24 protein-coding genes and 1 riboswitch are annotated in these 24,145 nt (G+C 72.0%); of the genes, 7 read left to right on the forward strand and 17 right to left on the reverse strand.

Annotated features, from left to right (window positions below):
* Window positions 1-22: 22 nt before the first annotated feature.
* The 4 genes from I601_RS02515 to I601_RS02530 are packed head-to-tail and all read right to left on the reverse strand — an operon-like array spanning window position 23 to window position 4,534.
* Window positions 23-727 (reverse strand): SRPBCC family protein, encoded by a 705-nt coding sequence (locus tag I601_RS02515; protein WP_068106017.1) that lies wholly within the window; start codon window positions 725-727, stop codon window positions 23-25.
* Window positions 727-1,584 carry an FAD binding domain-containing protein gene (locus I601_RS02520; RefSeq protein WP_068106019.1) on the reverse strand — a complete coding sequence of 286 codons (858 nt, stop codon included), beginning with the start codon at window positions 1,582-1,584 and terminating at the stop codon, window positions 727-729. Before I601_RS02520 ends, I601_RS02515 begins: the two co-directional genes overlap by 1 nt.
* Window positions 1,581-4,067, reverse strand: coding sequence for a xanthine dehydrogenase family protein molybdopterin-binding subunit (locus I601_RS02525; RefSeq protein ID WP_068106022.1), 2,487 nt, complete (start codon window positions 4,065-4,067; stop codon window positions 1,581-1,583). The genes I601_RS02520 and I601_RS02525 overlap by 4 nt, the downstream gene beginning before the upstream one ends.
* Window positions 4,064-4,534 carry a (2Fe-2S)-binding protein gene (locus tag I601_RS02530; RefSeq protein ID WP_068106025.1) on the reverse strand — a complete coding sequence of 157 codons (471 nt, stop codon included), beginning with the start codon at window positions 4,532-4,534 and terminating at the stop codon, window positions 4,064-4,066. The genes I601_RS02525 and I601_RS02530 overlap by 4 nt, the downstream gene beginning before the upstream one ends.
* Before the next feature lie 163 nt (window positions 4,535-4,697).
* Between I601_RS02530 and I601_RS02535 the strand changes: the two genes are divergently transcribed.
* The 3 genes from I601_RS02535 to I601_RS02545 are packed head-to-tail and all read left to right on the forward strand — an operon-like array spanning window position 4,698 to window position 7,389.
* Entirely contained in the window at window positions 4,698-5,357 is a 660-nt protein-coding gene (locus I601_RS02535; protein ID WP_068106028.1) for an ABC transporter permease, read from the forward strand.
* Between the two features lie 32 nt (window positions 5,358-5,389).
* Window positions 5,390-6,553, forward strand: a complete 1,164-nt coding sequence (locus I601_RS02540; protein WP_068106031.1) for an ABC transporter ATP-binding protein — start codon at window positions 5,390-5,392, stop codon at window positions 6,551-6,553.
* A complete protein-coding gene (locus I601_RS02545; RefSeq protein WP_084527049.1) occupies window positions 6,550-7,389 on the forward strand; it encodes an ABC transporter permease in 840 nt (279 codons plus the stop codon). The genes I601_RS02540 and I601_RS02545 overlap by 4 nt, the downstream gene beginning before the upstream one ends.
* A 90-nt stretch (window positions 7,390-7,479) precedes the next feature.
* Here I601_RS02545 and I601_RS02550 read toward each other — a convergent pair whose 3' ends face one another.
* The 5 genes from I601_RS02550 to I601_RS02570 all read right to left on the reverse strand — a co-directional run bounded on the left by I601_RS02550 (window position 7,480) and on the right by I601_RS02570 (window position 13,078).
* The gene (locus I601_RS02550; RefSeq protein WP_084527051.1) at window positions 7,480-8,421 is read right to left on the reverse strand and encodes a glycine betaine ABC transporter substrate-binding protein; all 942 of its coding nucleotides are present in this window, start codon (window positions 8,419-8,421) and stop codon (window positions 7,480-7,482) included.
* A 201-nt stretch (window positions 8,422-8,622) separates the two neighbouring features.
* Window positions 8,623-9,861, reverse strand: a complete 1,239-nt coding sequence (locus I601_RS02555) for a helix-turn-helix domain-containing protein (RefSeq protein ID WP_068106034.1) — start codon at window positions 9,859-9,861, stop codon at window positions 8,623-8,625.
* A gap of 58 nt (window positions 9,862-9,919) precedes the next feature.
* Window positions 9,920-11,062, reverse strand: coding sequence for an XdhC family protein (locus I601_RS02560; protein WP_068106037.1), 1,143 nt, complete (start codon window positions 11,060-11,062; stop codon window positions 9,920-9,922).
* Window positions 11,055-12,188 (reverse strand): vWA domain-containing protein, encoded by a 1,134-nt coding sequence (locus tag I601_RS02565; protein WP_068106040.1) that lies wholly within the window; start codon window positions 12,186-12,188, stop codon window positions 11,055-11,057. Before I601_RS02565 ends, I601_RS02560 begins: the two co-directional genes overlap by 8 nt.
* A complete protein-coding gene (locus I601_RS02570) occupies window positions 12,185-13,078 on the reverse strand; it encodes an AAA family ATPase (protein WP_068106043.1) in 894 nt (297 codons plus the stop codon). The genes I601_RS02565 and I601_RS02570 overlap by 4 nt, the downstream gene beginning before the upstream one ends.
* A 69-nt stretch (window positions 13,079-13,147) precedes the next feature.
* Here I601_RS02570 and I601_RS21045 point away from each other — a divergent pair, with 69 nt between their 5' ends.
* A complete protein-coding gene (locus I601_RS21045) occupies window positions 13,148-13,405 on the forward strand; it encodes a DUF3253 domain-containing protein (protein WP_068106045.1) in 258 nt (85 codons plus the stop codon).
* Between the two features lie 9 nt (window positions 13,406-13,414).
* Here the strand turns inward: I601_RS21045 and I601_RS02580 are convergent, their stop codons facing one another.
* From I601_RS02580 to I601_RS02615, 8 genes are all read right to left on the reverse strand, one after another.
* Window positions 13,415-13,987: a nucleotidyltransferase family protein gene (locus I601_RS02580; RefSeq protein WP_084527053.1), complete on the reverse strand. Its 573-nt coding sequence runs from the start codon at window positions 13,985-13,987 to the stop codon at window positions 13,415-13,417.
* 47 nt (window positions 13,988-14,034) lie between these two features.
* Window positions 14,035-14,604, reverse strand: coding sequence for a hypothetical protein (locus I601_RS02585; protein WP_068106047.1), 570 nt, complete (start codon window positions 14,602-14,604; stop codon window positions 14,035-14,037).
* Between the two features lie 204 nt (window positions 14,605-14,808).
* Window positions 14,809-16,443 (reverse strand): chaperonin GroEL, encoded by a 1,635-nt coding sequence (gene groL / locus I601_RS02590; RefSeq protein WP_068106051.1) that lies wholly within the window; start codon window positions 16,441-16,443, stop codon window positions 14,809-14,811.
* A 205-nt stretch (window positions 16,444-16,648) separates the two neighbouring features.
* Window positions 16,649-16,924 (reverse strand): MoaD/ThiS family protein, encoded by a 276-nt coding sequence (locus I601_RS02595; protein WP_068106056.1) that lies wholly within the window; start codon window positions 16,922-16,924, stop codon window positions 16,649-16,651.
* A 17-nt stretch (window positions 16,925-16,941) separates the two neighbouring features.
* Complete coding sequence (thrC, locus tag I601_RS02600) at window positions 16,942-18,207, reverse strand: threonine synthase (RefSeq protein ID WP_068106059.1); 1,266 nt, start codon at window positions 18,205-18,207, stop codon at window positions 16,942-16,944.
* A gap of 11 nt (window positions 18,208-18,218) precedes the next feature.
* A riboswitch (SAM riboswitch) is annotated at window positions 18,219-18,381 on the reverse strand.
* A gap of 75 nt (window positions 18,382-18,456) precedes the next feature.
* A complete protein-coding gene (gene otsB, locus I601_RS02605; protein WP_068106062.1) occupies window positions 18,457-19,302 on the reverse strand; it encodes a trehalose-phosphatase in 846 nt (281 codons plus the stop codon).
* 8 nt (window positions 19,303-19,310) lie between these two features.
* Window positions 19,311-19,814, reverse strand: a complete 504-nt coding sequence (locus tag I601_RS02610) for a LytR C-terminal domain-containing protein (protein ID WP_068106065.1) — start codon at window positions 19,812-19,814, stop codon at window positions 19,311-19,313.
* 5 nt (window positions 19,815-19,819) lie between these two features.
* Entirely contained in the window at window positions 19,820-20,119 is a 300-nt protein-coding gene (locus I601_RS02615) for a DUF3263 domain-containing protein (protein ID WP_068106068.1), read from the reverse strand.
* A 136-nt stretch (window positions 20,120-20,255) separates the two neighbouring features.
* On the opposite strand from I601_RS02615, the gene I601_RS02620 reads away from it, so the two are divergent.
* The 3 genes from I601_RS02620 to I601_RS02630 all read left to right on the forward strand — a co-directional run bounded on the left by I601_RS02620 (window position 20,256) and on the right by I601_RS02630 (window position 24,123).
* Window positions 20,256-21,296, forward strand: a complete 1,041-nt coding sequence (locus I601_RS02620) for a Gfo/Idh/MocA family protein (protein WP_068106072.1) — start codon at window positions 20,256-20,258, stop codon at window positions 21,294-21,296.
* A gap of 16 nt (window positions 21,297-21,312) precedes the next feature.
* Window positions 21,313-22,746 carry an alpha,alpha-trehalose-phosphate synthase (UDP-forming) gene (locus I601_RS02625; protein ID WP_068106076.1) on the forward strand — a complete coding sequence of 478 codons (1,434 nt, stop codon included), beginning with the start codon at window positions 21,313-21,315 and terminating at the stop codon, window positions 22,744-22,746.
* Between the two features lie 84 nt (window positions 22,747-22,830).
* Complete coding sequence (locus I601_RS02630) at window positions 22,831-24,123, forward strand: alpha/beta fold hydrolase (protein WP_237089533.1); 1,293 nt, start codon at window positions 22,831-22,833, stop codon at window positions 24,121-24,123.
* Window positions 24,124-24,145 lie beyond the last annotated feature (22 nt).

Raw genomic sequence — 24,145 nt, forward strand, 5'->3', positions numbered from 1 at the left:
CCCCGGCGACGGGGACCGACGCTCAGCAACGGCGGCGGAGCACCCACCAGAGGCCGAGCAGCACCAGGAGCCCGGCGCCGATCTTCGGTCCGTAGCTGCGCAGCAGCACGGGGAGCACCGTCGAGCCGAGGTCGAGCGCCTCGTCCCCGGTCGGGGCGGACGGCGGCGGCGCCGCCAGCCGGGCGGCCGGAGTGGGGGTCGCGACCGGGGGCGCGGCGGACTCCTGGGACGTCGCCTCGGCGGGGGGCGCGGCGGCGGTCTCGGGCTCCTCGCTCGGCGCCGGGGCCTCGAGGCGCTGCTCGAGGCAGCCGACGAACTGCCCGAGCAGCTTGTCGGAGACGTCCTGCATCACCCCGCGGCCGAACTGCGCCGGCTTGCCGGTGATGGCCAGGTCGGTGACGACCAGCACCTCCGTGGTGCCCGGGACGCTCTCGTGCATGGACAGCTCGACCTTCGCGCCGGCGGTGCCGTTGCCGCGCTTGTCCTTGCCCTTGGCGTCCACGACGTAGCGGTGCTGCGCGTCGTCCTTCTCCACGAACGTGCCGGAGCCGTTGTAGACGAGGGCGATCGGGCCGAGCTTGACCTTCACCGAGCCCCGGAAGGTCTCGTCCTCGACGCCGCTGACCGTGGCCCCGGGGAAGCACTCGGCGAGCGCACCGATGTCCTGGAAGTGCTCCCAGGTCTCCTCGACGCCGAGCGGGACGCTGAACTGGTGGCGGAGGTCCACTACGCCCCCGCAGCCGCGAGCACCGCTCGCCGGGTCAGCACCGTGGCCAGGTGGCGCCGGTAGTCGGCGTCACCGTTGAGGTCGGAGGGCGGGTTGCACCCGTCGGCGGCGCGGGCTGCAGCCGCGCGCACGGCGTCCTCGGTGGCGGGCTGCCCGCGCAGGGCGTCCTCCACGGCCCGGGCGCGCAGCGGCGTGGAGCCCATGTTGGTCAGCCCGACCCGCGCCTCGGTGATGGTGCCGCCCTCGGCCTTGACCGCGGCCGCGACCGCGACGATCGGCCACTGGTGGGCCACCCGCACGAACTTCTCGTAGTGGGCGCCCCAGCCGGTGTGCTTGGGCAGCCGGATCTCGGTGAGCAGCTCGTCCTCGCCGATGGCGGTCTCGAAGAGGTCGACGAAGAAGTCGTCGGCGGCCACGGTGCGGGTGCTCCCCCCCTGCCCGGCGATGACGAACTCGGCCCCCAGGGCGAGCGTGGGCGCACCCAGGTCACCCGCGGGGTCGGCGTGCGCCAGCGCGCCGCCGAAGGTGCCGCGGTGCCGGATCTGGGCGTCGGCGAGGTGCTCGACGGCCTTGGCGACCAGGGCGGCGTGCTCGGCGACCAGCGGGTCGGTGGCGACCACGCTGTGCGGGGTCATCGCCCCCACCACGATGGCGTCGCCGTCGTCGCGGATCCCGCGCAGCGACTCGATGCGCCCGAGGTCGATGACCATCTCGGGGGCGTTGAGCCGCATCCGCAGCACCGGCAGCAGGCTCTGGCCGCCGGCCAGCACCTTGGCCTCGTCGCCGTGCTCGGCGAGGGCGCTGAGCGCCTCCTCCAGCGTGGTCGGGGCGAGGTAGTCGAACGGTGCGGGGATCATGCGTGGCCTCCGGTGGTGCGGTCGACGGTGCCGTCCATGCCCGTCGAGGGGTCGAAGTGCGGGGCCGCCGCACCGGTGGTCGGGTCCGCCCCGCCCGCGTCGCGGGCGTGCACGGCTTTCCAGACGCGCTCGGGGGTGCACGGCATCGTGACGTCGTCGACCCCGAGGTGGCGCACTGCGTCGACGACCGCGTTGACGACCGCCGGCGTGGAGGCGATGGTGCCCGCCTCGCCGACCCCCTTGGTGCCGAGGGTGTTGGTGGTCGACGGTGACGACGTGTGGTCGATGTCGAAGGAGATCGTGTCGGCCGCCGTCGGCAGCAGGTAGTCGGTGAACGAGCCCGACACCAGGGTGCCCGCGTCGTCGTGCACCGCCTCCTCCCACAGCGCCTGCGCGATGCCCTGCACGAGCCCGCCGTGGATCTGCCCCGCGACGATGAGCGGGTTGATGATCGTGCCGATGTCGTCGACGCAGACGTACTTGCGCATCGTCACCTGACCGGTCTCGGTGTCGACCTCCATCGCGCACAGGTGGGTGCCGTGCGGGTAGTTGAAGTTCACCGGGTCGTAGGTGGCGTCGGAGTCCAGCTGCGGCTCGATGCCCTCGGGGTAGTCGTGCGCGGTGAAGACCGCGGTCGAGATCTCCCCGATGCTCATCCCCTGGTCGGTGCCCCGCACCGAGAACCGGCCGCCGGAGAAGTCGAGGTCGTCGACGGAGGCCTCGAGCAGGTGGGCCGCGATCGGCCGCGCCTTCTCGATCACCTTGTCCGCGGCGCGCACGAGTGCCTCACCGCCCACCACCAGCGAGCGCGAGCCGTAGGTGTCGAGCCCGCGCTGGGCGACCTGGGTGTCGCCGTGCAGCACCTCCACGTCCTCGAACGCGACGCCGAGCCGGTCGGCGATGATCTGGCTGAACGCCGTCTCGTGGCCCTGGCCGTGCGCCGACGTCCCGGTGGTGACCTCCACCTTGCCGGTGGCCAGCATCCGCACGCTCGCGTGCTCCCAGCCGCCGGCGCCGTAGTTGAGCTGGCCCAGCACCCGCGAGGGGGCGAGCCCGCACATCTCGGTGAAGGTCGAGACGCCGATGCCGAGCTGGACGGGGTCGCCGGCCTCGCGGCGGCGCAGCTGCTCGGCGCGCAGGTCGTCGTAGCCGAACATCTCCTTGGCCCGTGCGGTGGCGGCCTCGTAGTTGCCGGTGTCGTACTCGAGCCCGGCCACGGTGGTGAAGGGGAACTCCTCGTGCCGGATCCAGTTCTTCTCGCGCAGCTCGAGGGGGTCCATGTCGAGCTCGGCGGCCAGCTCGCTCATCAGGCGCTCGATGGCGAACGTCGCCTCGGGCCGTCCGGCGCCGCGGTAGGCATCGGTCCAGGTCTTGTTCGTCAGCACCGTCTGGCAGTTGAACTGGTAGGCCGGGAACTTGTAGATGGCGTTGAACATGAACGCCCCGAGCACCGGTACGCCGCCGCCGACGAGCGAGACGTAGGCGCCCAGGTCGGCGAGCAGCTCGACCTTGAGCCCGGTCACGGTGCCGTCCTTCTCGGCGGCCAGGGTGAGCTTCTGCCACTGGTCGCGACCGTGGTGGGCGACCATCAGCGACTCGCTGCGGGTCTCGGTGTACTTGACCGGCTTGCCCAGGCGGCGCGCGATGGCGAAGACCAGCCACTCCTCGGGCGTGGTGTTGAGCTTGCCGCCGAAGCCGCCCCCCACGTCGGGGGCGATGACGCGGATCTTGGACTCCGACACCCCGGTCGTCGCGGCCAGCGCGAAGCGCACGATGTGCGGGATCTGGGTCGCCGACCACATGGTGATCTGCTCGCTGGTGGGGTCGACCACGACCGAGCGCGGTTCCATGAACGCCGGGATCAGCCGTTGCTGGCGGTACTCCCGCTCGATGACGACCCCGCCGTCGCGGGCCTTCGCGATCGCCTCGTCGACGTTGCCGCCGGTGCCGGCCTCCTCCGAGTCGAACTTCCAGAAGGCCGACTTGTTGGTGCCGAGGTCGGGGTGGGCCAGCACCTCGTCGGCCGCCGCCCGCTTGAGGTCCACCGCGGCCGGCAGCTCGTCGTACTCGACGTCGACGAGCTCGGCGGCGTCGCGGGCCTCGGCGGCGGTGCGGGCCACGATGACCGCGACGATCTCGCCCGCGAAGCTGACCCGGTCCGACGGCATCGGCAGGTGCACCGGCGTGACCTGGTCGGTGGTGATCGCCCACGCGTTGATCAGGCTGCCCTGGCTCTCGCCGAGGTCGGCACCGGTGAGGACGGCCACCACGTTGGGGGCGCCCGCGGCCTCGCTCGTGTCGATCGAGGTGATCGTGGCGTGCGCGAAGGGGCTGCGCACCATGGCGAGGTGCAGCATGCCGGGCAGCACGATGTTGTCGGTCCAGCGGGTGCGCCCGGTGATGAGGCGCTGGTCCTCCTTGCGGCGGCGGTCGCGCCCGATCTCCATCTCGGGCCCGGTGCTGCGCTCCTGGGTCGCGGTCACGACGTCACCTCCTGCCCGGCCGCCTGCTGCACGGCCTTGACGATGTTGTGGTAGCCCGTGCAGCGGCACAGGTTGCCCTCGAGGCCGAGGCGGATCTCCTGCTCGGTGGGCTGCGGGTTCTCGGCCAGCAGGCTCACGCTCTGCATGATCATCCCGGGCGTGCAGAAGCCGCACTGCAGGCCGTGGCACTCCCGGAACGCCTCCTGCACCGGGTGCAGCTCCTCGCCCTGGGCGAGGCCCTCGATCGTGGTCACCTCGGACCCGTCCGCCTGGACGGCCAGCACGTTGCACGACTTCACGCTGGTCCCGTCGAGGTGCACGGTGCAGGCGCCGCAGTTGCTGGTGTCGCACCCGATGACGGTGCCGGTCTTGCCGAGGCGCTCGCGCAGGTACTGCACCAGCAGCATCCGTGGCTCGACGTCGTCGGCGACCAACGAGCCGTCGACAGTGAGGCTGATCCGGGTCAATGGACTCTCCCTAGGGTGAAAAAAAGTCGAGCGGGTGTGACCCGGCTCACGCTAGGGCGGGTCGGTTGGTCGATGGTTGGCGAACCCCGGGAGCGACGAGCAAACGCCCTCCGGGGCGCGCGCACCGTAAGGTGAGTGAGTTCCTCCGACCGGAAAGGCCCGTGTGGAAGCTCTTACCAACTGGTTCACCTACGTCCAGGACAACTTCGAGTACATCCTCGAAGAGACCATCAACCACACCCAGACCGTGGCGATCTCGGTCGGGGTCGCCACCCTGGTCGCCGTGCTGGTGGGCGCCTTCGCCCAGCGCCGGCCGGTCGTGCGCGCGCTCGCGCTGTCGATCACGGGCATCTTCCTGACCATCCCGTCCCTGGCGATGTTCGCGCTGTTCATCCCGGTGTTCGGCATCGGCAACCTGCCGGCGATCGTGGCGCTGATCCTCTACGGGCTGCTGCCGATCCTGCGCAACACGATCACCGGCCTCGACTCGGTGAGCCCCGCGGTCGTGGAGTCCGCGCGCGGCATGGGGATGACGCCGCGCCAGCAGCTGCTGCGGGTGCGGCTGCCCCTGGCCTTCCCCATCGTGATGGCCGGCATCCGCGTCTCCACCCTCCTCATCGTCGGCCTGACCGCGATCGCGGTGCTCGTCGGCGGCGACGGGCTCGGCACCTACATCCAGGACGGGCTCACCCGCATCCGCTTCCCCAACGCCGGCAACTCGGTCGTCGTCGGGGTCGTCTTCACCGTGGGGCTCGGGATCGTGTTCGACACCCTGCTGGCCCTCGTGCAGCGCGTGTTCACGCCGCGCGGCCTGCGCATCTGAAGTCCCCACCACAGATCCATCGAGAGGAACCCATGAGCCCCGAGCCCAAGATCCACCTCGACCGGGTGGGCAAGACCTACCCCGGCACCAAGGTCCCGGCGGTGGAGGACCTGACCCTGGACGTCCACGAGGGCGAGATCCTCGTGCTGGTCGGCCCGTCCGGCTGCGGCAAGAGCACCACCCTGCGCCTGATCAACCGGATGATCGAGCCCAGCAACGGGCGCATCCTGCTCGACGGCGAGGACGTGACCAAGGTCAACCCCGACAAGCTGCGCCGGCGCATCGGCTACGTCATCCAGCAGATCGGCCTCTTCCCGCACCAGACGATCACGCAGAACATCGCGACCGTCCCGCGGATGCTGGGGTGGGACAAGGAACGGATCTCGGAGCGCGTCGAGACGCTGCTGACCACGGTCGGCCTCGACCCCGAGCAGTACCGCGACCGCTTCCCCAAGGAGCTCTCGGGCGGCCAGGCACAGCGCGTCGGGGTGGCCCGGGCGCTCGGCGCCGACCCCGACATCATGCTGATGGACGAGCCCTTCGGGGCCATCGACCCGATCACCCGCGAGCGGCTGCAGAACGAGTTCCTGCGCCTGCAGGGCGAGCTGCGCAAGACCATCGTCTTCGTCACCCACGACATCGACGAGGCCATCAAGATGGGCGACCGGATCGCGATCCTGGGTGAGCGCAGCACGATCCGCCAGATCGACACGCCCGAGCGCATCCTGGCCTACCCCGTGGACGACTTCGTCGACGACTTCATCGGCACCGGCTCGACCATCAAGGGGCTCAACTTCCTCCAGGTCAGCTCGCTGAAGAAGACCACCTACCCCTCGATCACCGACTCCGACCCCTGCGCCACCGGGGTCGCGAAGCTCGACGAGGCGCACATGGACTGGCTGGTGCTCACCGACGCCGAGCGTCGCCCGCTGCGCTGGTTGCACCGCGACGAGCTCGCCACGTCGCCGACGTCGTACGACGGGCTGGGCGAGGACATCGGCGACCAGCTCAGCACCGAGGACAGCCTCTTCCACGCCCTGGAGCTGATGGTCCAGAGCGCCGCCGGCCAGAGCGTCGTCACCGACAACCAGGGCGCCTTCGTCGGCGTCGTGGAGATGTCGCACCTGAACACCGCGATCCGCCGGGCGCAGTACGAGGCGCGGCTGCACTACGAGGAGATGGAGGCGAACGCATGAGCGACGTGGTCCCCGGCGCCATCGCGCTGGCCCGCACCCCGACCCCCACTCCCGAGCCGGACGACGTGTCGCCCGATCCGCGCCGGCGCGGCGCCGCCGAGCTGATCGACCGGCTGGGGCTTTTCGTCGCCCCGGTGCTCATCGCCGCCCTCGCCGGCGCGCTGGCGCTCTACCACCGCGGCCTCGACCTCGAGAACGCCGTGATCCAGCAGCGCTCGGCGCTGAGCTGGTCCGGCAAGCTCTGGCCGCAGACCCAGCAGCACCTGGAGATCGCGACCTACTCGACGCTGCTCGTGATCGTGATCGCGATCCCGCTCGGGATCATGCTGACCCGCCCGCTGTTCCGGCGCATCGCGCCGACGATCCTGACGGTGGCCAACGCGGGCCAGGCGTTCCCGGCGTACGGGCTCCTCGTCGGCGGGCTGTTCGTGTTCGGCAAGGGCCAGATGACCGTCGTCCTCTGCCTGGCGCTCTTCGCGCTGCTGCCGGTGCTGCGCAACACGATGGTCGGTCTCGACGGCGTGGACCGCAGCGTCATCGAGGCCGGGCGGGGCATGGGCATGACCCGCCGCCTGGTGCTGACGCGCATCGAGCTGCCGCTCGCGGTGCCGGTGATCATGGCCGGCATCCGGACCGCGATGGTCCTCAACATCGGCATGGCCACCCTCGCCTTCCTGATCGGCGGCGGCGCGCTGGGCATCACCATCAGCTCGGGGCTGAAGCTCAACCAGGACCCCGTGCTGATCGTCGGGGCCGTCATGGTCGCGATCGTGGCGCTGACGTTCGACTGGCTCGGCGCCGTCGCGGAGCGCTACCTGCGCCCCCGCGGTCTCTGAGCCGCCCCACGCACGACGAAGCCCGCCGGGTCCGAGGACCCGGCGGGCTTCGCTGTCAGGTGGTGCGGTTGCTGGGGAGCTGCCGGGCGGTCAGAGCAGCCCGACGTCCTTGAGGTACTCCTCGGCGACCCGCTCGGCGGGGGTGCCGTCGACGTCGACGGCCGAGTTGAGCTCGGCCATCTTGTCGTTGTCGAGGTCGGAGAAGATCGCGTCGGCGATCTCGTCGTAGGTCTCGGCGTTGGCCTCGTAGATGTCGTTCTTCATGGTGAACGAGCTGTTGTAGACGATCATCACGCCGGGGTCGTCGACGAGCTCGAGGTTCAGAGCCGTGATGCGGCCGTCGGTGGTGAAGACCTCGCCGAAGTCGCAGTTGCCGTCGGAGGTCTCGGAGTAGATGAGGCCGGTGTCGAGGATCTGCGTCTGGCTGGCGGGCAGCTTGTAGCCGGTCGCCTCCTCGAAGAGGACCAGGCCGTCGGGGCGGTCGGGGAACTCGGTCTCCATGCACACCGTGGCGTCGGGCGTGGCCTCGAGGTAGTCGGCCATCGCCTGGAAGTCGAAGCCGCCCTCGGCCTCGGCGAGGTCGCCGTTGGCGGCGAAGCCGTAGGTGTCGTTGAAGGGCGAGAGACCGATCCACTTGATGTCGTTCTGCTTCAGGTCCGCCTCCGACGTGACGTCGTAGAGCTCCTGCGGGTCCTGGCTCGGGTCCTCGTTCTTGAGGTGCACCGTCCAGCCCGTGCCGTTGTACTCGGGGTAGACGTCGATGTTGTCGCTGACCAGGGCGTCGCGGTTGACCGAGGTGCCGCCGAGGTTGACCTTGTTCTCAACATCGGCCCCCGCGTTCTCCAGGGCCTGGGCGAACATCTCGCCGAGCAGGATGTTCTCGGTGAAGTCCTTCGACCCCACGGTGAGGGAGACGCCGGAGAGCGCGTCGCTCGAGTCGCCGCCGCTCCCGCTGTCGTCTCCACAGGCCGCGACGCTGAGGCTCAGGGCCACAGTGGCGGATACAGCCATCATCTTCTTGCCTAGACGCATCGGTTCAACTTTCAGTCGCGTGGATTCGGAGCCCAGCCCCCAGCCACACAACGATCGTCAAGAAACCTGCCGGTGGTACGCAGCTGCCCGAGCACGCTGCAGGGGACCGTAGGCCTTTCGACCATAGACCGGTCCGGCCGCGGATGCCCCGTCGATCGGGCGGCAAAGGGGTAACGACTGGGTCTCGTTCTGCGGGCGGGCTCAGCGCCGCGCCGCTGCGAGGCGTCCCTTGAGCAGCGGTGCGACCGGGTGCGCGAGGGTCCCTGGGCTGGCCAGGCAGGCCTCCACGACCTCGGTGTCGTACGGCGCGAGCTCGCTGTAGCGCGCGACCGCGTCGGGGTCGGGGCGGGCCAGCAGCGACTCGCGGACCGAGACCGCGACGTACTCCCCCATCTCCTGCAGGGCCGGTGAGTCGGTGCCGGGGAGCAGGTCGCCGCCGTAGGCGTCGACGGCCGCCCCGACGAAGCCGCGGCGCAGCAGCGAGAGCACGTGGTCGACGTCGGTGTGCACCGGCATCTGCAGGCGGTAGGGCCGCGAGGAGAGCTGGCCGCCCAGGGCGTGGCGCAGGTGCGAGACCTCGGCCTTGAGCGTCGAGAACGTCACCGTCTGCTCGCCGTAGACCATGGCGTGCAGCTGGTCGAGGGAGAGGCCCTGCGGGTGCAGCGCCAGCAGCGCGAGGATCTCGGTCTGGCGTCGGCTCAGCAGCAGCCGCTGGCCGTCGAAGCGGGTCTCGGCCTGACCCAGCAGGGTCATCACCAGGCCGGGGTCGCCGGTCTCGTCGGCCGTCGCGCCGAGCGGGTGGGCGGTCGCCGGCAGGGCCTGCTCGATCAGCCGCGCCAGCACCCGCGCGGTGGCCAGCCCGATCGGGTGGGTGCGGTCCCAGGTCGTGGAGAGGTCGAGCACGCCGAGCTGCACCCCCGTGGCGGGGTCGCGCACCGGTGCCGCCCAGCAGACCCAGTCGTGCACGATCGAGGCGTAGTGCTCGGCGCTGAAGACCGTCGCGGGGGCGCCGTGGCGGTTGGCCAGGTCGAGCGCGTTGGTGCCGACCGACTCGTCGTCCCAGCGCCCACCGGGCACGAAGTTGACCGCCTCGGCCTCGCGGCGCATCACCCGGCCGCCGTACGTCCACAGGACGCGGGTCTGCGGGTCCGTCACCGCCACCACCAGGTCGCCGTCCTCGGCGGTGCGGCGCAGGTCGCTCTCGACGCGCTCGACCGCGGTCTGCAGCGGCGAGTCGGACCAGAACGCGGCCGTCTCGGACTCGTCGGCCAGCGGCGCCTCCCGCACGTCGGGCGACACCGTCGCCCCCGACCGGGTCCAGCTGGTCAGGATCTCGGGGCGCACCCGGGCACGTGCGTCGTCGCCCTCCTCCACGAAGGACGTCCAGGCGCGGACCGCGTCGACCCGCCGGGAGTGCAGGTCGGAGCTGGCGGTGCCCATGCGAGGCAACCTAGCACCGCGGTGGTGACCTGGGTCACGCTGCCGAGGGGCCGCCGCCTCACTCCAGGTCGTGGGGGTGGCTGGCGTGGATGCGGCCGTCGGTGCCGGCGAGCCGCTCGCCGGTGCCGCCCCAGTGCAGGGCGATGATCTCGGCAGCGATGGAGATCGCGGTCTCCTCCGGGGTGCGGGCGCCGAGGTCGAGGCCGATCGGGCTGGAGAACCGGGCCAGCTCGGCGTCGGTGACGCCCGCCGCACGCAGCCGCTCGAGCCGGTCGTCGTGGGTGCGGCGTGAGCCCATCGCACCGACGTAGGCGACCTCGGGCAGGCGCAGCGCGACCTCGAGCAGCGGCACGTCGAACTTCGGGTCGTGGGTGAGCACCGCGAGCACCGTGCGCTGGTCGATGCGTCCCGCCTCCTGCTCCCCGGCCAGGTAGCGGTGCGGCCAGTCGACGACGACCTCGTCGGCGTCGGGGAAGCGGCTGGTGGTGGCGAAGACGGGCCGGGCGTCGCAGACCGTGACGTGGTAGCCCAGGAAGCTGCCGACGCGCGCGACCGCGGCGGCGAAGTCGATGGCGCCGAAGACCAGCATCCGGGGCTTGGGGGCGAAGGCCCACACGAAGACCCGCATGCCCTCCCCGCGCCGCTCGCCGTCGGGGCCGTAGCCCAGGGTCGCGCTGGTGCCGCTGGCCAGCAGCCCCAGCGCGTCGTCGTGCACGGCGTCGTCGGCACGCGGGGAGCCGATCGAGCCGGCGACGGGCTCCTCGTCGGGGCGCACGACGATCCGGCGCCCGCGCCAGGCCGGGTCCGGGTGGTCGATGACCGTCGCCAGCGCCACGGGCCGGCCCGCCTCGATGTCGGCGGCGAGCTCGCCGAGCTCGGGGAAGCTCTCGCGCGAGACCCGCTCGACCCACACGTCGAGGATGCCGCCGCAGGTCAGGCCGACCGCGAAGGCGTCGTCGTCGGAGACGCCGTAGCGGTCCAGGACGGGGACGCCGCTGGCGACCACCTCCTGGGCCTGCTCGTAGACCGCGCCCTCGACGCAGCCGCCGGAGACGGAGCCGACCGCGGTGGCGTCGGGTCCCACCAGCATGGACGCCCCGGGCGGGCGGGGTGCGGAGCGGAAGGTCGCGACCACCGTGGCCACGCCGACCGTCTCACCGGCCTCCCACCACCTCATCAGCTCGGGCAGCACGTCACGCACGGGCGATCACCTCGCAGAGCTCGGCATAGGTCGCCAGGGAGTGCCCGGCGAGGAAGTCGTCGACGTGCGGCAGCACTGCCAGCACGCCCTGCTGCACCGGCTCGTAGCCGGCCTTGCCACGGTGCGGGTTGACCCACACCACGCGGTGCGCCACCCGGTGCAGCCGCGCGACCTGCTCGGCCAGCAGCGAGGGATCCCCGCGCTCCCAGCCGTCGCTGACGATCACCACGACCGCGCCGCGGGCGGTCCCGCGGCGACCGAAGCGGTCGAGGAAGACGCCCAGCGACTCCCCCAACCGGGTGCCTCCTGACCAGTCCGGCACCGACTCGCCGGCCGCCACCAGGGCCCGGTCGGCGTCGCGCAGCGACAGCGACCGGGTCAGGTGCGTCAGCCGGGTGCCGATCGTGAACGTCTCGACCCGCGACCTCGGCAGCGCGTGGGTCATCCGGTGGGCCAGGCGCAGCAGCGCGTCGGCGTACCCGCTCATCGAGCCCGACACGTCGAGCAGCAACACCACGCGTCGCGGGCGCACCGAGCGGCGGCGCCGGACGATCTCGGCGGGCTCCCCCATCCGGCGCATGCTGGCGCGCACCGTGCGGGAGGCGTCGACGTCGCCGCGGCGCCACCGCTCGTGCCGGGAGGTGCGCCGCACCGGTGCCCGCACGCGCAGCGAGGCGAACATGCCCGCCAGTCGGGCCTTCTCGGCCGGGCTCAGGGCGGCGACGTCGCGGTGGCGCAGCACCTCGACCTCGGAGGCCATCGCCCGCACGACCTCGTCGTCGTCCTGCTCGCCGGCACCGGGGCCGGGGTCGTTCTCGGGCAGCAGCGCCGGGGCGGGGGCGCCCTCGGGCGCGGGCCGCGAGCGGGGCAGCTCGCCGCGGGGGTCGAACCACGCCGCGAAGACCTGGTCGAAGCGCTCGAGGTCGTCCGGCCCGGTGCAGAGCGTGGCCCGGCCCGCGGCCCGGACCGCGGCCACGTCGCCCAGACCGACGAGCGCGGTCGCGGTCAGGAAGGAGGCGCCCCGGTCGTGGGTGACCCCGACCCCGGCGGCGCGCAGGGCGTGGGTGAAGCCCAGCAGCACCTCGTCGGGGCCACGGGTCGCCGTGGCGGCAGCGCCGGCTGTCACGGCGTCAGCATCCGGTCCAGGGCCTGCCGCACGCGGTCCGCGTCCTCGCGGTACTTCACCAGCGCCCCGACGGTGCGGGCCGCGGACCCCAGGTCGATCTCGGTGGCCCCCAGGTGGTGCAGGGCGCGGGCCCAGTCGAGGGTCTCGGCGACGCCGGGCAGCTTCTGCAGGGGCCCGGCGACGGAGCCGGTGCGCAGCTGCTGGACCACGGTGACGACCTGGCGGGCCAGGGTCTCGGAGACCTCGGGCGCCCGGGTGCGCACCACCTCGACCTCGCGCTCGAGGCCCGGGTGGTCGATCCAGTGGTAGAGGCAGCGGCGCTTGAGGGCGTCGTGCAGCTCGCGGGTGCGGTTGGAGGTCAGCACCACGATCGGCGGGGTCGCGGCGCGCACGGTGCCGAGCTCGGGGATCGACACCTGGTAGGTCGAGAGCACCTCGAGGAGGAACGCCTCGAACTCGTCGTCGGCGCGGTCGACCTCGTCGACCAGCAGCACCACGGGGGCCTGCTGGAGCGCGGCCAGCACGGGGCGGGCGAGCAGGAACCGCTCGTCGTACAGGCTCTTCTCGGCGCCCTCGACGTCGATGTCGGCGCCGGCGGCCTCGAGGGCGCGCAGGTGCAGGACCTGGCGCGGGAAGTCCCAGTCGTAGAGGGCCTGGGTGGCGTCGATCCCCTCGTAGCACTGCAGGCGCACCAGCGGCAGGTCGAGCGAGGCCGCCAGCGCCTCGGCCAGCGCGGTCTTGCCGGTGCCGGGCTCGCCCTCGAGGAGCAGGGGGCGCTGCATGCGCAGCGCGAGGAAGACCACGGTGGCCAGGTCGTCGTCGCACAGGTAGCCGGTCTCGCGCAGGCGCGCTGCGACCGCTCGGGCGTCGGGCACGTCGGGGAGCTCCATGGAGCCAGGCTAGCCAGGAGGTCGTGGGCTCCTGGCCGGGGGCGGCACGGGCGGGCGGATACTGGGACGGTGGACGTCGACGAGACCGGCCGGGCGCTGGAGCAGAGCATCCTCGACCTGCTGGCCGCCCGCGCCCCCACCAGCACCATCTGCCCCTCCGAGGCCGCGCGGTCGGTGGGCAGCGAGGACGGCTGGCGGAACCTGATGGAGCCGGCCCGGCGCGCGGCCCGGCGGCTGGTGGCGGCCGGTGAGGTGGAGGTCCTGCAGGGCGGTCGGGTGGTGGACCCGGCCACCGCGACGGGCCCGATCCGGATCCGCCGGACCTGACCCGGGCACTCAGCGCGGGGTGTCGACGTCGTGGCCGGTGGCCAGGTCGCCGCACTCGACCAGCCGCACCTCGCGGGTGGCGAGGTAGTCCCGGGCGCCCTGGTCGCCCACGGCGGAGGCGACCACGCCCGCCCAGTGCTCCCGGCCCAGCAGCACGGGGTGCCCCGGCACGCCGGCGTACGCCGCTCGCGCGAGGCTCGCCGGCCCGTCGCCGGCCGCGACCAGGCGGCGCACGACCTCGGGCACCAGGTCGGGCAGGTCGACCAGCGTCACGAGCACCGCGGGTGCTGCGGTGTCCCCCAGTGCGGTCAGCCCGGCGCCCAGCGAGGCGCCCATGCCCTCGGACCACCGCTCGGCGAGCACGACCTGGACCTCGACCTCGACCTCGAGCTCGTCGTCGAGGAGACGGCCGGCCTCCGCGGCCGCGGCGCCCAGCACCACGGTCACGGGGTCGCAGCCGCCGTCGACCAGCAGCCGCACGGCGCGGGTCAGCCACGGGCCGCGGGGGTCGGTGACCAGCGCCTTGGGGGTGCCCATGCGGCGACCGGCACCGGCGGCGAGGAGGAGCCCGGCGGTCTGCACGGGACCACTGTGCCGCACGCGGCCGCGCGGCTCAGCAGGGACGCACCTCAGCGGTGGAAGGCCTCGGCGTAGAGCTCGGCGAGCTCCGGCTCCGCGGGGCCGCTCAGGCCACAGCCGACGACCCGGCCGTCGGCGGCCGCGACCAGGTAGCGCGACCCCTCCTCCAGCTCGACGCTGCCCAGCAGCGCCCGGTCGCTCTCGGTGGGTGCCACGACCTCGACCCGGTCGGTGGCCCGCCCGGCGAAGAACTCCTCGGGGTCGAGCACGGCCACGCCGTCCTCGACGCCCACGACGGTGCCCTCGAGGGCGAGCGGCTGCTCGGCCAGCGCCTCGGCGGTGGGCAGCATGCAGCGCCCGGTCTCCTCGGCCGTCTCGAGTCGCGTCACCGAGGGCTGGTCGTCAGCGTCCTCGTCGCCCTCCTGCGAGGCGACCCCGGTCTCGTCGGCCAGCGGCACCTCGGCGTCGTCGCCGCCGAGCAGCGCGATCGCGCTGACCACGAGGATGACCACGACGGCCAGCGCAGCCACCAGCCACGTGAGCGGGCCGCGACCCGACGTGCGCACGGGGCCGTCGGGGCCGTCGGGGTGGCTGGGCTGGTTGACCTGGGTCTCGTCCACGCGCCCAGCCTGCCGCACTCACCCCCGCACGAAACCTCCGGACCACCCTGGGACGTCGTACGGACAGGACGTCCGTCGGTGCCGGACGCATGACGTCCCGGGTGGGCGACGCAGCAGGGCCCCCGCCTGACGGCGAGGGCCCTGCTGGTGGAGCTGGTGGAGCTGGTGGTGCTGGTGGTGCTGGGTGCTACGGGTGCGGACCGATCAGAAGTCCATGCCGCCCATGCCGCCCATGCCGCCGTCGCCGCCCGGCATCGCGGACGCCTTCTCCGGCTTGTCGGCCACGACGACCTCGGTGGTGAGGAAGAGCGCCGCGATGGAGGCGGCGTTCTGCAGCGCGCTGCGGGTCACCTTGGCGGGGTCGATGATGCCAGCGGCGATCATGTCGACGTACTCGCCGGTGGCGGCGTTCAGGCCGTGGCCGGGGGTCAGGTTGCGCACCTTCTCCGCGACGACACCGCCCTCCATGCCCGCGTTGATCGCGATCTGCTTCAGCGGGGCCTCGGTGGCCACGCGCACGATGTTCGCGCCCGTCGCCTCGTCACCCTCGAGCTCGAGCTTGTCGAAGGCGGTGGCGGCGGCCTGCACGAGCGCCACGCCACCTCCGGCGACGATGCCCTCCTCGACGGCCGCCTTCGCGTTGCGAACGGCGTCCTCGATGCGGTGCTTGCGCTCCTTGAGCTCGACCTCGGTGGCCGCGCCGACCTTGATGACGGCCACGCCGCCGGCCAGCTTCGCGAGACGCTCCTGGAGCTTCTCGCGGTCGTAGTCGGAGTCCGACTTCTCGATCTCGGCCCGGATCTGGTTGACCCGGCCCTCGATCTGGGCGGCGTCGCCGGCGCCCTCGACGATCGTGGTCTCGTCCTTGGTGATGACGACCTTGCGGGCCTGGCCGAGCAGCTCGAGGCCGGTCGTCTCGAGCTTGAGGCCGACCTCCTCGGAGATGACCTGACCGCCGGTGAGGATCGCGATGTCCTGCAGCATGGCCTTGCGGCGGTCGCCGAAGCCGGGGGCCTTGACGGCCACGGACTTGAAGGTGCCGCGGATCTTGTTGACGACCAGGGTCGACAGCGCCTCGCCGTCGGTGTCCTCGGCGATGATCAGCAGGGGCTTGCCCGACTGCATGACCTTCTCGAGGATCGGCAGCAGGTCCTTGACGTTCGAGACCTTTTGGTTGGCGATCAGGATGTAGACGTCCTCGAGGACGGCCTCCATGCGCTCCATGTCGGTCGCGAAGTACGCCGAGATGTAGCCCTTGTCGAAGCGCATGCCCTCGGTCAGCTCGAGGTCGAGCCCGAAGGTGTTCGACTCCTCGACCGTGATGACGCCTTCCTTGCCGACCTTGTCCATCGCCTCGGCGATGATCTCGCCGACGGTGGGGTCAGCAGCGGAGATCGAGGCCGTGGCCGCGATCTGCTCCTTGGTCTCGATGTCGATGGCCATGGAGGACAGCGACTCGGACACGGAGGCCACAGCGGCCTCGATGCCGCGCTTGAGGCTCATCGGGTTCGCACCGGCGGCCACGTTGCGCAGGCCCTCGCGGACCATCGCCTGGGCCAGCACGGTGGCGGTGGTGGTGCCGTCGCCAGCGACGTCGTCCGTCTTCTTGGCGACCTCCTTGACGAGCTCGGCACCGATCTTCTCGTAGGGGTCCTCGAGCTCGATCTCCTTGGCGATGCTCACACCGTCGTTGGTGATCGTGGGGGCACCCCACTTCTTCTCGAGGACGACGTTGCGGCCCTTGGGACCGAGGGTGACCTTCACGGCGTCAGCGAGCGTGTTCATGCCACGCTCGAGACCGCGCCGGGCCTCCTCATCGAATGCAATCAGCTTCGGCATAACTCTCGCGATCCTTCGCAATCAAGAGTTGTGGACCGGTTCGTTGCCCGCGACGGACGGCCAGGCCGAACCGGCGGACCCTTCCCGCCGACGCTGCTGACCTCAACTCCCCGGACCGGGGATGGCTGGCACTCTCATGACGAGACTGCCAATGGCCATTCTTAGCACTCGACCATGGCGAGTGCAAACGCGTGAGCGCCCCGGCTCAGCCGCCCGCGACCGCCGGGATCACCGAGACCTGGACCCCGTCCGGGGTCGGGGTGGCCAGGTCCTCGAGGAAGCGAACGTCCTCGTTGCCGACGTAGACGTTGACGAAGCGACGCAGTGCACCGTTGTCATCGAGGATGCGGGCCCGGATGCCGGCGTGGTGCGCCTCGAGGTCGTCGAGGACCTCCGCCAGCGTCGTTCCGGAGGCCGGCACCTCGCTCGCGCCGCCGGTGTAGGTGCGCAGGATGGTGGGGATGCGGACGGACACGCTCATGGCTGCGACTCCTCGTCTCAGGCGATGCCGGTGGCGGCGAACGCAGCGTACGACGGCGCGATGGTCGCGGCCGGACGCACCGATCCCGCGACCGCGTCGAGGGTCTTGAGGCCGTGACCGGTGTTGATCACGACCGTCTCGAGCGAGGTGTCGAGCTGGCCGGTCTCGACGAGCTTGCGCAGCACCGCGACCGTGGTGCCGCCGGCGGTCTCGGTGAAGATGCCCTCGGTGCGCGCCAGGGACACGATGCCTGCACGGACCTCGGCGTCGGTGACGTCCTCGACGGCTCCCCCGGTCTCCCGGCAGATGTCGAGGACGTAGATCCCGTCGGCGGGGTTGCCGATGGCCAGGCTCTTGGCGATGGTGTCGGGCTTGACCGGACGGATCGCGTCGACCCCGCCCTTGTACGCCGTCGACACCGGCGAGCAGCCGGCGGCCTGGGCTCCGTAGATCTTGACCGGCTTGTCCTCGACGAGGCCCAGGTCGACGAGCTCGCGGAAGGCCTTGTGCACCTTGGTCAGCTGCGACCCGGAGGCGACCGGGATGACGACCTGGTCGGGCAGGCGCCACCCGAGCTGCTCGGCGATCTCGTAGCCCAGGGTCTTGGAGCCCTCGGCGTAGAAGGGGCGCACGTTGACGTTGACGAACGCCCACCCCTCCTCCTCCCCGGCGATCTCCGAGGCCAGCTTGTTGACGTCGTCGTAGTTGCCCTCGACCGCGACCAGCGAGTCGGTGAAGACCGCCGAGTTCACCTGCTTGGGCGTCTCGAGGTTGCTCGGGATGAAGACCACGGTCTTGAGCCCGGCGCGGGCGCCGGCTGCGGCCACCGCGTTGGCGAGGTTGCCGGTGCTCGGACATGCGAAGACCTTGGCCTTCAGCTCGACCGCCGCGCTCAGGGCGCAGGCCACGACCCGGTCCTTGAAGGAGTTGGTCGGGTTGGTGGAGTCGTCCTTGACCCACAGCTTGTCCAGGCCCAGCTCGGCGGCGAGGTTGCGCGCCTCGAGCAGGCGGGTGAAGCCCGGCTCCATGTTGGGGCTGGACTCGATGTCGGACGGCACCGGCAGCAGGGCCTTGTAGCGCCAGATGTTGCTCGGGCCGGCCTCGATCTGCGCGCGGGTGACCGCGGGGAAGTCGTAGGCGACCTCGAGGGGGCCGAAGCACTCGATGCAGGCGTAGTGCGGGCCGAGCTCGACCCGGTGGCCGCACTCGCGGCACACCAGCCCGGTCGCGTGGCCGAACGCACCCTCGCGCAGGGTGGGCTTCTCGATGGTGACAGCGCTCATGACAGTCCTCCTCCTCATCTTCCCCGGGCGTCCTTCGCACCGGGCCGGATGTAGCACCGTTTCCACGAACCGCTGTCGCAGGCGGGCCGCAGGTGCGGACCGCCCGGTGGGCGGAGGATCGTGGCGGTTGCCGGGACGTCGACGGGCCGTTCCCTCAGTCCCTCTTGATGAGCTGCGGACCACTGTACGGGTCACGTGTCTCGACACGCGAAACGAACGTCCGCGATGTGGACACCCGAGGGGCAGGGGTCAGGCGCGCCGCGCTGCGGCGTCGGCCGTCAGCTCCCGGAGGAGGTCGAGCACCTCGTCGGGTCCCGCGACGACGACGTCGGCGCGCTCGACCAGGGCCTGCTGCTCGGAGGAGGACACCGCCACCAGCAGCGTCGCGAGTCCGGTCTGCCCGTGCGTGGCGACCGCCTCGAAGGCCTCGACGTCGCCGAGGTCGTCACCGGCGTAGAGGAAGCCACCGGCGCCGAGCTCGGAGACGAGGGCGTCCACGGCCTGCCCCTTGTGCATGCCCGGCGAGCGCACCTCCAGCACGCTGCGCCCCGGCTCGACGACGAGGTGGTGGGCGCGGGCCAGGTCGCCGACCGGGCCCTCGAGCCGCTGGAAGGCGGCCTCGGGGTCCGCGAGCCGCCGGGTGTGCACGGCCACCGCGAGTCCCTTGGCCTCGACCCACGCGTCGGCCGCGTCCGCGGCGCGCAGCACCTGGGGCAGCTCGCGCTCGAAGGAGGCCAGCCCGGCGGGCGGTCGCGGGGAGACGATGCGACGCTGCGCCGAGGACCAGCGCTCGTTGCCGTACTGACCGAAGACGTAGAGGTCCTTGCCGGCCGCGTGCACCGCGTCGGCGAGCTCCTCGAGCCCGCCGAGGTCGAGCGCCTGGCGGGCCGGCCGACCGGTCACCACGGCGACCGCGCGCACCTGCCCGGCCAGCGCGACGAGCACGTCGGCGGCGTCGGGGTGGATGTGCGCGCGCTCGGGGTCGTCGACGATCGGGGCCAGCGTGCCGTCGAAGTCGAGACCGATCACGCTGTCGGCGGCCGCGCGCACGAGGGCGGCGTACCGACCCTCGGCCGCGGCGGAGGCGAACTGCATCGCAGGCGTCAGTCGAGCTCGCCGGTGAGGATCAGGGTCAGCCGGTCGAGCTTCATGGCCCCGGTGGCCTCGAGGGTGCGGTCGATGCCGAGGTCGAGCGCCAGCAGCTCGGCGGCCCGCTCCAGCTTCGGCGGGTAGTAGACGGTGGTGGCGGGCACGGTGCCGTACCAGTTGTCCTCGCCCACGACCTGCCAGCCCGCGCCGGTCACGCGCTGCGCGGCCCGTCCGGCGAGCCCGGTGATGGAGGAGTTGTTGTAGACCTCGACGTAGACCTGGCCGCGCTTGATCGCGGGCGCCGGCTTCTTGGTCGGCTTCGGCTTCGGGGGCTTGGTCTCCGCGGCCGGCGAGGTGGTGTCCTCGACCGACTCACGGGCCGCGGGGGTGATCTCGCGCTCGGTCGGCTCGCTGCCCTGGGTGGCCACGAAGGCGAAGGCGGCCATCGCGACCGCGACGATCGAGAGGATCACGACGGGGGACGGCAGGACGGTCCCGCGCTCGGTGCGTGCGCGCACGGGGCTCAGAGCTCGAAACCGAGCCGGCGCGCGGAGCGCTGGCGCTGGCGGGCGGCCCGGAGGCGGCGCAGGCGACGGACGAGCAGCGGGTCGGCCTCGAGGGCCTCCGGCTTGTCGATGAGGGCGTTGAGGACCTGGTAGTACCGCGTGGAGCTCATGTCGAACTTCTCGCGCACGGCCGCCTCCTTGGCGCCGGCGTACTTCCACCACTGGCGCTCGAACTCCAGGATCTGGCTGTCCCGCTCGCTCAGGACGGGCGTCTCGATGACGGGCTGGGCGTGGGCGGCGTCCCGCTGGGGCTCCATGCGGCATCTCCCGACTGGGCTGGTACGTGGTGGGTGGGCTGCAGGCCATCGTAGACGCAGGGAACTACACCCGTGTCATTAGTGGCGGCGTGTCTGCTCCCCCTCCCGGGCGACCCACCGCCCTAGGGTGGCCCGCATGCGAACGGTGCGCTGGGGCTTCCTCGCCACGGGCAAGGTCGCACGCACCGTGGCGGCCGACCTCGCCCTCGTGCCCGGGTCGGAGCTGGTGGCCGTGGGCGCACGTCGCCTCGAGTCGGCCCGGGCGTTCGTCGACGCCCACGCGCCCTCCGCCCGCGCCCACGCGTCGTACGCCGCCCTGGTCGCGGACCCCGAGGTCGACGTCGTCTACATCGCCTCCCCGCACGCGCTGCACCTCGAGCACGCCCGGATGGCGTTCGAGGCCGGCAAGCACGTGCTGTGCGAGAAGCCCGTGACCCTCGACCTGGCCGACGCCCAGGAGATGGTGCGTCTGGCCGGCCGGCACGACCGGTTCCTGATGGAGGCGATGTGGACCGCGTGCCACCCGGTGGTGGTCGAGCTCGCCGACCGGGTCCGCTCGGGGGAGCTGGGCACCCCGCGCACCCTGCGCGCCGAGCTGGGCTTCCGCGTCGACGCCGCCCCCGACGACCGGTTGCTCGACCCGGCGCTCGGCGCCTCCGCGCTGCTCGACATGGGGATCTACCCGCTCACCTTCGCCCACCTCCTGCTCGGCGCCCCCGACCGGCTCAGCGCCGAGGCCGTCCTCTCGGAGCGCGGCACCGACCTCGACGTCACCGTGCTGGGCCGCTACCCCGGAGGGGTGCTCGCCACCCTCTCGGCGTCGATGACCTCCTGGTCGGACCGCTCCGCCGCGCTGGCCACCGATCTCGGCCACGTCCACCTCGAGGGCGACTTCCACCACCCCGAGGCCGCCGTCTTCGTGCCGCACGGCCCCAGCGGGCCGGGCGAACCGGTGCGGATCACGGGACGGGAGCCGGTCCTGGGTGCGGGCTACGGGAACGAGGTCGCCGAGGTGGCCCGGTGCGTGCGCGAGGGGCTGCGGGAGAGCCCGATGGTCCCCCACGCCCGCACGCTGGCGGTGCTGGCCCAGCTCGACGACGTACGCCGCCTGATCGGGGTCACCTTCCCCGCCCGGCCCCCGACCCCGGGTCCCCTCCTCCCGGGCGACCCGAGGTGAGGCGGCGCGGCCTAGGGTGAGTCCCGTGTCCTACGACCTCGTGATCGTCGCCAACCGGCTCCCGGTGGACCGGGTGGTGCTGCCCGACGGGTCCAAGGGCTGGCGCACCTCCCCCGGTGGCCTGGTGACCGCCATCGAGCCGGTGATGCGGGCCAACCACGGCGTGTGGATCGGCTGGCCGGGCGGCACCGACCAGGACCTCCAGCCGTTCGAGCACGACGGCCTCGAGCTGTTCCCGATGACGATGAGCGCCGATGAGATCGAGGGCTTCTACGAGGGGTTCTCCAACGGCACCCTGTGGCCGCTCTACCACGACCTGATCGCCAAGCCGGAGTTCCACCGCGAGTGGTGGGACTCCTACGTCGCGGTCAACCAGCGCTTCGCCGAGACGGCCGCCTCGCTGGCCGCCGAGGGCGCGACCGTGTGGGTGCACGACTACCAGCTCCAGCTGGTGCCGCAGATGCTGCGTGACCTGCGTCCCGACCTGCGCATCGGCTTCTACCTGCACATCCCCTTCCCGCCCGGCGAGCTGTTCCAGCAGCTGCCCTGGCGCCGCCAGGTCCTCGAGGGTCTCCTGGGCGCCGACCTGGTCGGCTTCCAGATGCCGGGCGGTGCGCAGAACTTCGTGCGCCTGGTGCGCCAGCGGGTCGGGCACAAGACGCACCGCGACCTGGTCTACCTGCCCGACGGGCGGACCGTGCGCGCGCGGGCGTTCCCGATCTCGATCGACGCGGGCGGCTTCGAGGAGCTGGCCCGCTCGGAGCCGGTGGCGCAGCGCTCCGCGGAGATCCGGGAGGCCCTCGGCAACCCGCGCAAGATCTTCCTGGGCATCGACCGACTCGACTACACCAAGGGCATCTACGCGCGGCTGCGCGCCTTCAGCGAGCTGATCAAGGACGGCCACTTCGACGTCGAGGACGCCGTCTTCGTGCAGGTGGCGGTGCCCAGCCGCGAGCAGGTCGAGCAGTACCGCATCCTGCGCGACGAGATCGACCGCCTCGTGGGCCGCATCAACGGCGACCTCGGTCGGATCGGTCGCCCTGCGATCTCGTACCTGCACTCCTCCTACCCGCGCGAGGAGATGGCCGCGCTATACCGCACCGCCGACGTCATGGTCGTCACGCCCTACCGCGACGGCATGAACCTGGTCGCCAAGGAGTACGTCGCCTGCCGCTTCAACGACGACGGCGCGCTGGTGCTCTCGGAGTTCGCGGGGGCCGCCGACGAGCTGCGCCAGGCGTGGTTGGTCAACCCCTACGACATCAACGGCATGAAGTCGGCGCTGCTCGAGGCCTACCAGGCCGAGGACAAGGAGACGCGGCGACGGATGAAGGCGATGCGCCGCACCGTCACCCAGCACGACGTCGCCGCCTGGGCGGACTCCTTCATGACCGAGCTGTCCGACGTCGGCACCCACGGCAAGGCGGTCCGTCCCGCCCACCGGTCCTGAGCACCCGTCCCAGCACGCGGTCAGGGCGGCGCCGCCACCGTAACCCCGGGCACCCGCGGTAGTTTGCGGGGCAGGAGGTGGATCGTGGACCTGATCCCCAAGCCCGACCAGCTGGTATCGGCTGCCAGCAACGTGGCGCACAAGGTGCTCTACGGCGGCATCGCCGACCTGCGACCCATGCCGCGCACCCTCATCGACGAGGGGGAGCTGCGCGAGGTCTACCACTACCGGCCCGTCGCCACGACCCGTCAGGTGGGCGACCCGGTGCTGCTCGTCACCCCGTTGGCCGCACCGTCGACCTGCTACGACCTGCGCCGCGGTTGCTCGCTGGTCCAGCACTTCGTCACCGAGGGCCGACCCACCTACCTGGTGGAGTACGGCGAGGTGTCCTTCCGCAACCGCAACCTCGGCATGGAGCACTGGATCGACGACGTCGTGCCGACCGCGATCCGCGAGGTCTCCGCGCACGCCGGCGGCCGCCCGGTGCACGTGGTCGGCTGGAGCCTCGGCGGCATCTTCGCGATGCTCACCTCCGCGGACTCCCCCGACCTGCCGATCGCCTCGCTCACCGTCGTCGGCTCGCCGATCGACGTGTCCCTGGTGCCGATCGTGGCGCCGCTGCGGCCCCTGCTGCAGCTCAACCCCCTGGCCGGGCGGGGCGCGGTCACCCGCGCCTACCAGGCGATGGGCGGGGCCCCGAAGCCGCTGGTGAAGTGGGCCTTCCAGCTCTCGTCGTTCCAGAAGCTGATCACCAAGCCGCTCGCCATCACCACCCACCTCGACGACTCCGAGTTCCTCGCCCAGATCGAGGCCGTCGACCGATTCACCGCGGGCATGATCGCCTACCCGGGCCGCACGTTCGGGCAGCTCTACCACCGCTTCGTCAAGGGCAACGTCCTCAAGGGCGGGCGGTTCGAACTCGACGACCGCACCATCGACCTCAAGCGGATCACGGTGCCCGTGCTGGTCTTCGGCGGCGCCTCCGACGGGATCGCCCCGGTCCCGGCGGTCAAGGCCCTCGTGCCGCTGCTCGAGGGCTCGCAGGAGGTGCGCTTCGAGATCGTCCCCGGGGGCCACCTCGGGATGCTGACCGGTCGCGCCGCACGCGGGACGACGTGGAAGGTGCTGGACGAGTGGATCGCGCAGTGGTCCACCCCGGTCGAGGGGCCGGCTCCGCGCAAGCGGGCGGCCGCGAGGAAGTCGGCCCCGGCGAAGAAGTCTGCGGCGAAGAAGTCTGCGACCAAGAAGGCCCCGACCAAGAAGGCCCCGACCAAGAAGTCAGCGGCCCGCACGGCGCCGACCCCGGACCAGACGGCGATCGGTTCCAACCCCCAGCGCCGCTACGGATCCGAGGGGTCGCGCCAGCTGTCGCGCTGAAGTCCTGACGGGCCGGGCGGGG

This window comes from Nocardioides dokdonensis FR1436, from assembly GCF_001653335.1.
GTDB classification, from domain to species: domain Bacteria; phylum Actinomycetota; class Actinomycetes; order Propionibacteriales; family Nocardioidaceae; genus Nocardioides; species Nocardioides dokdonensis.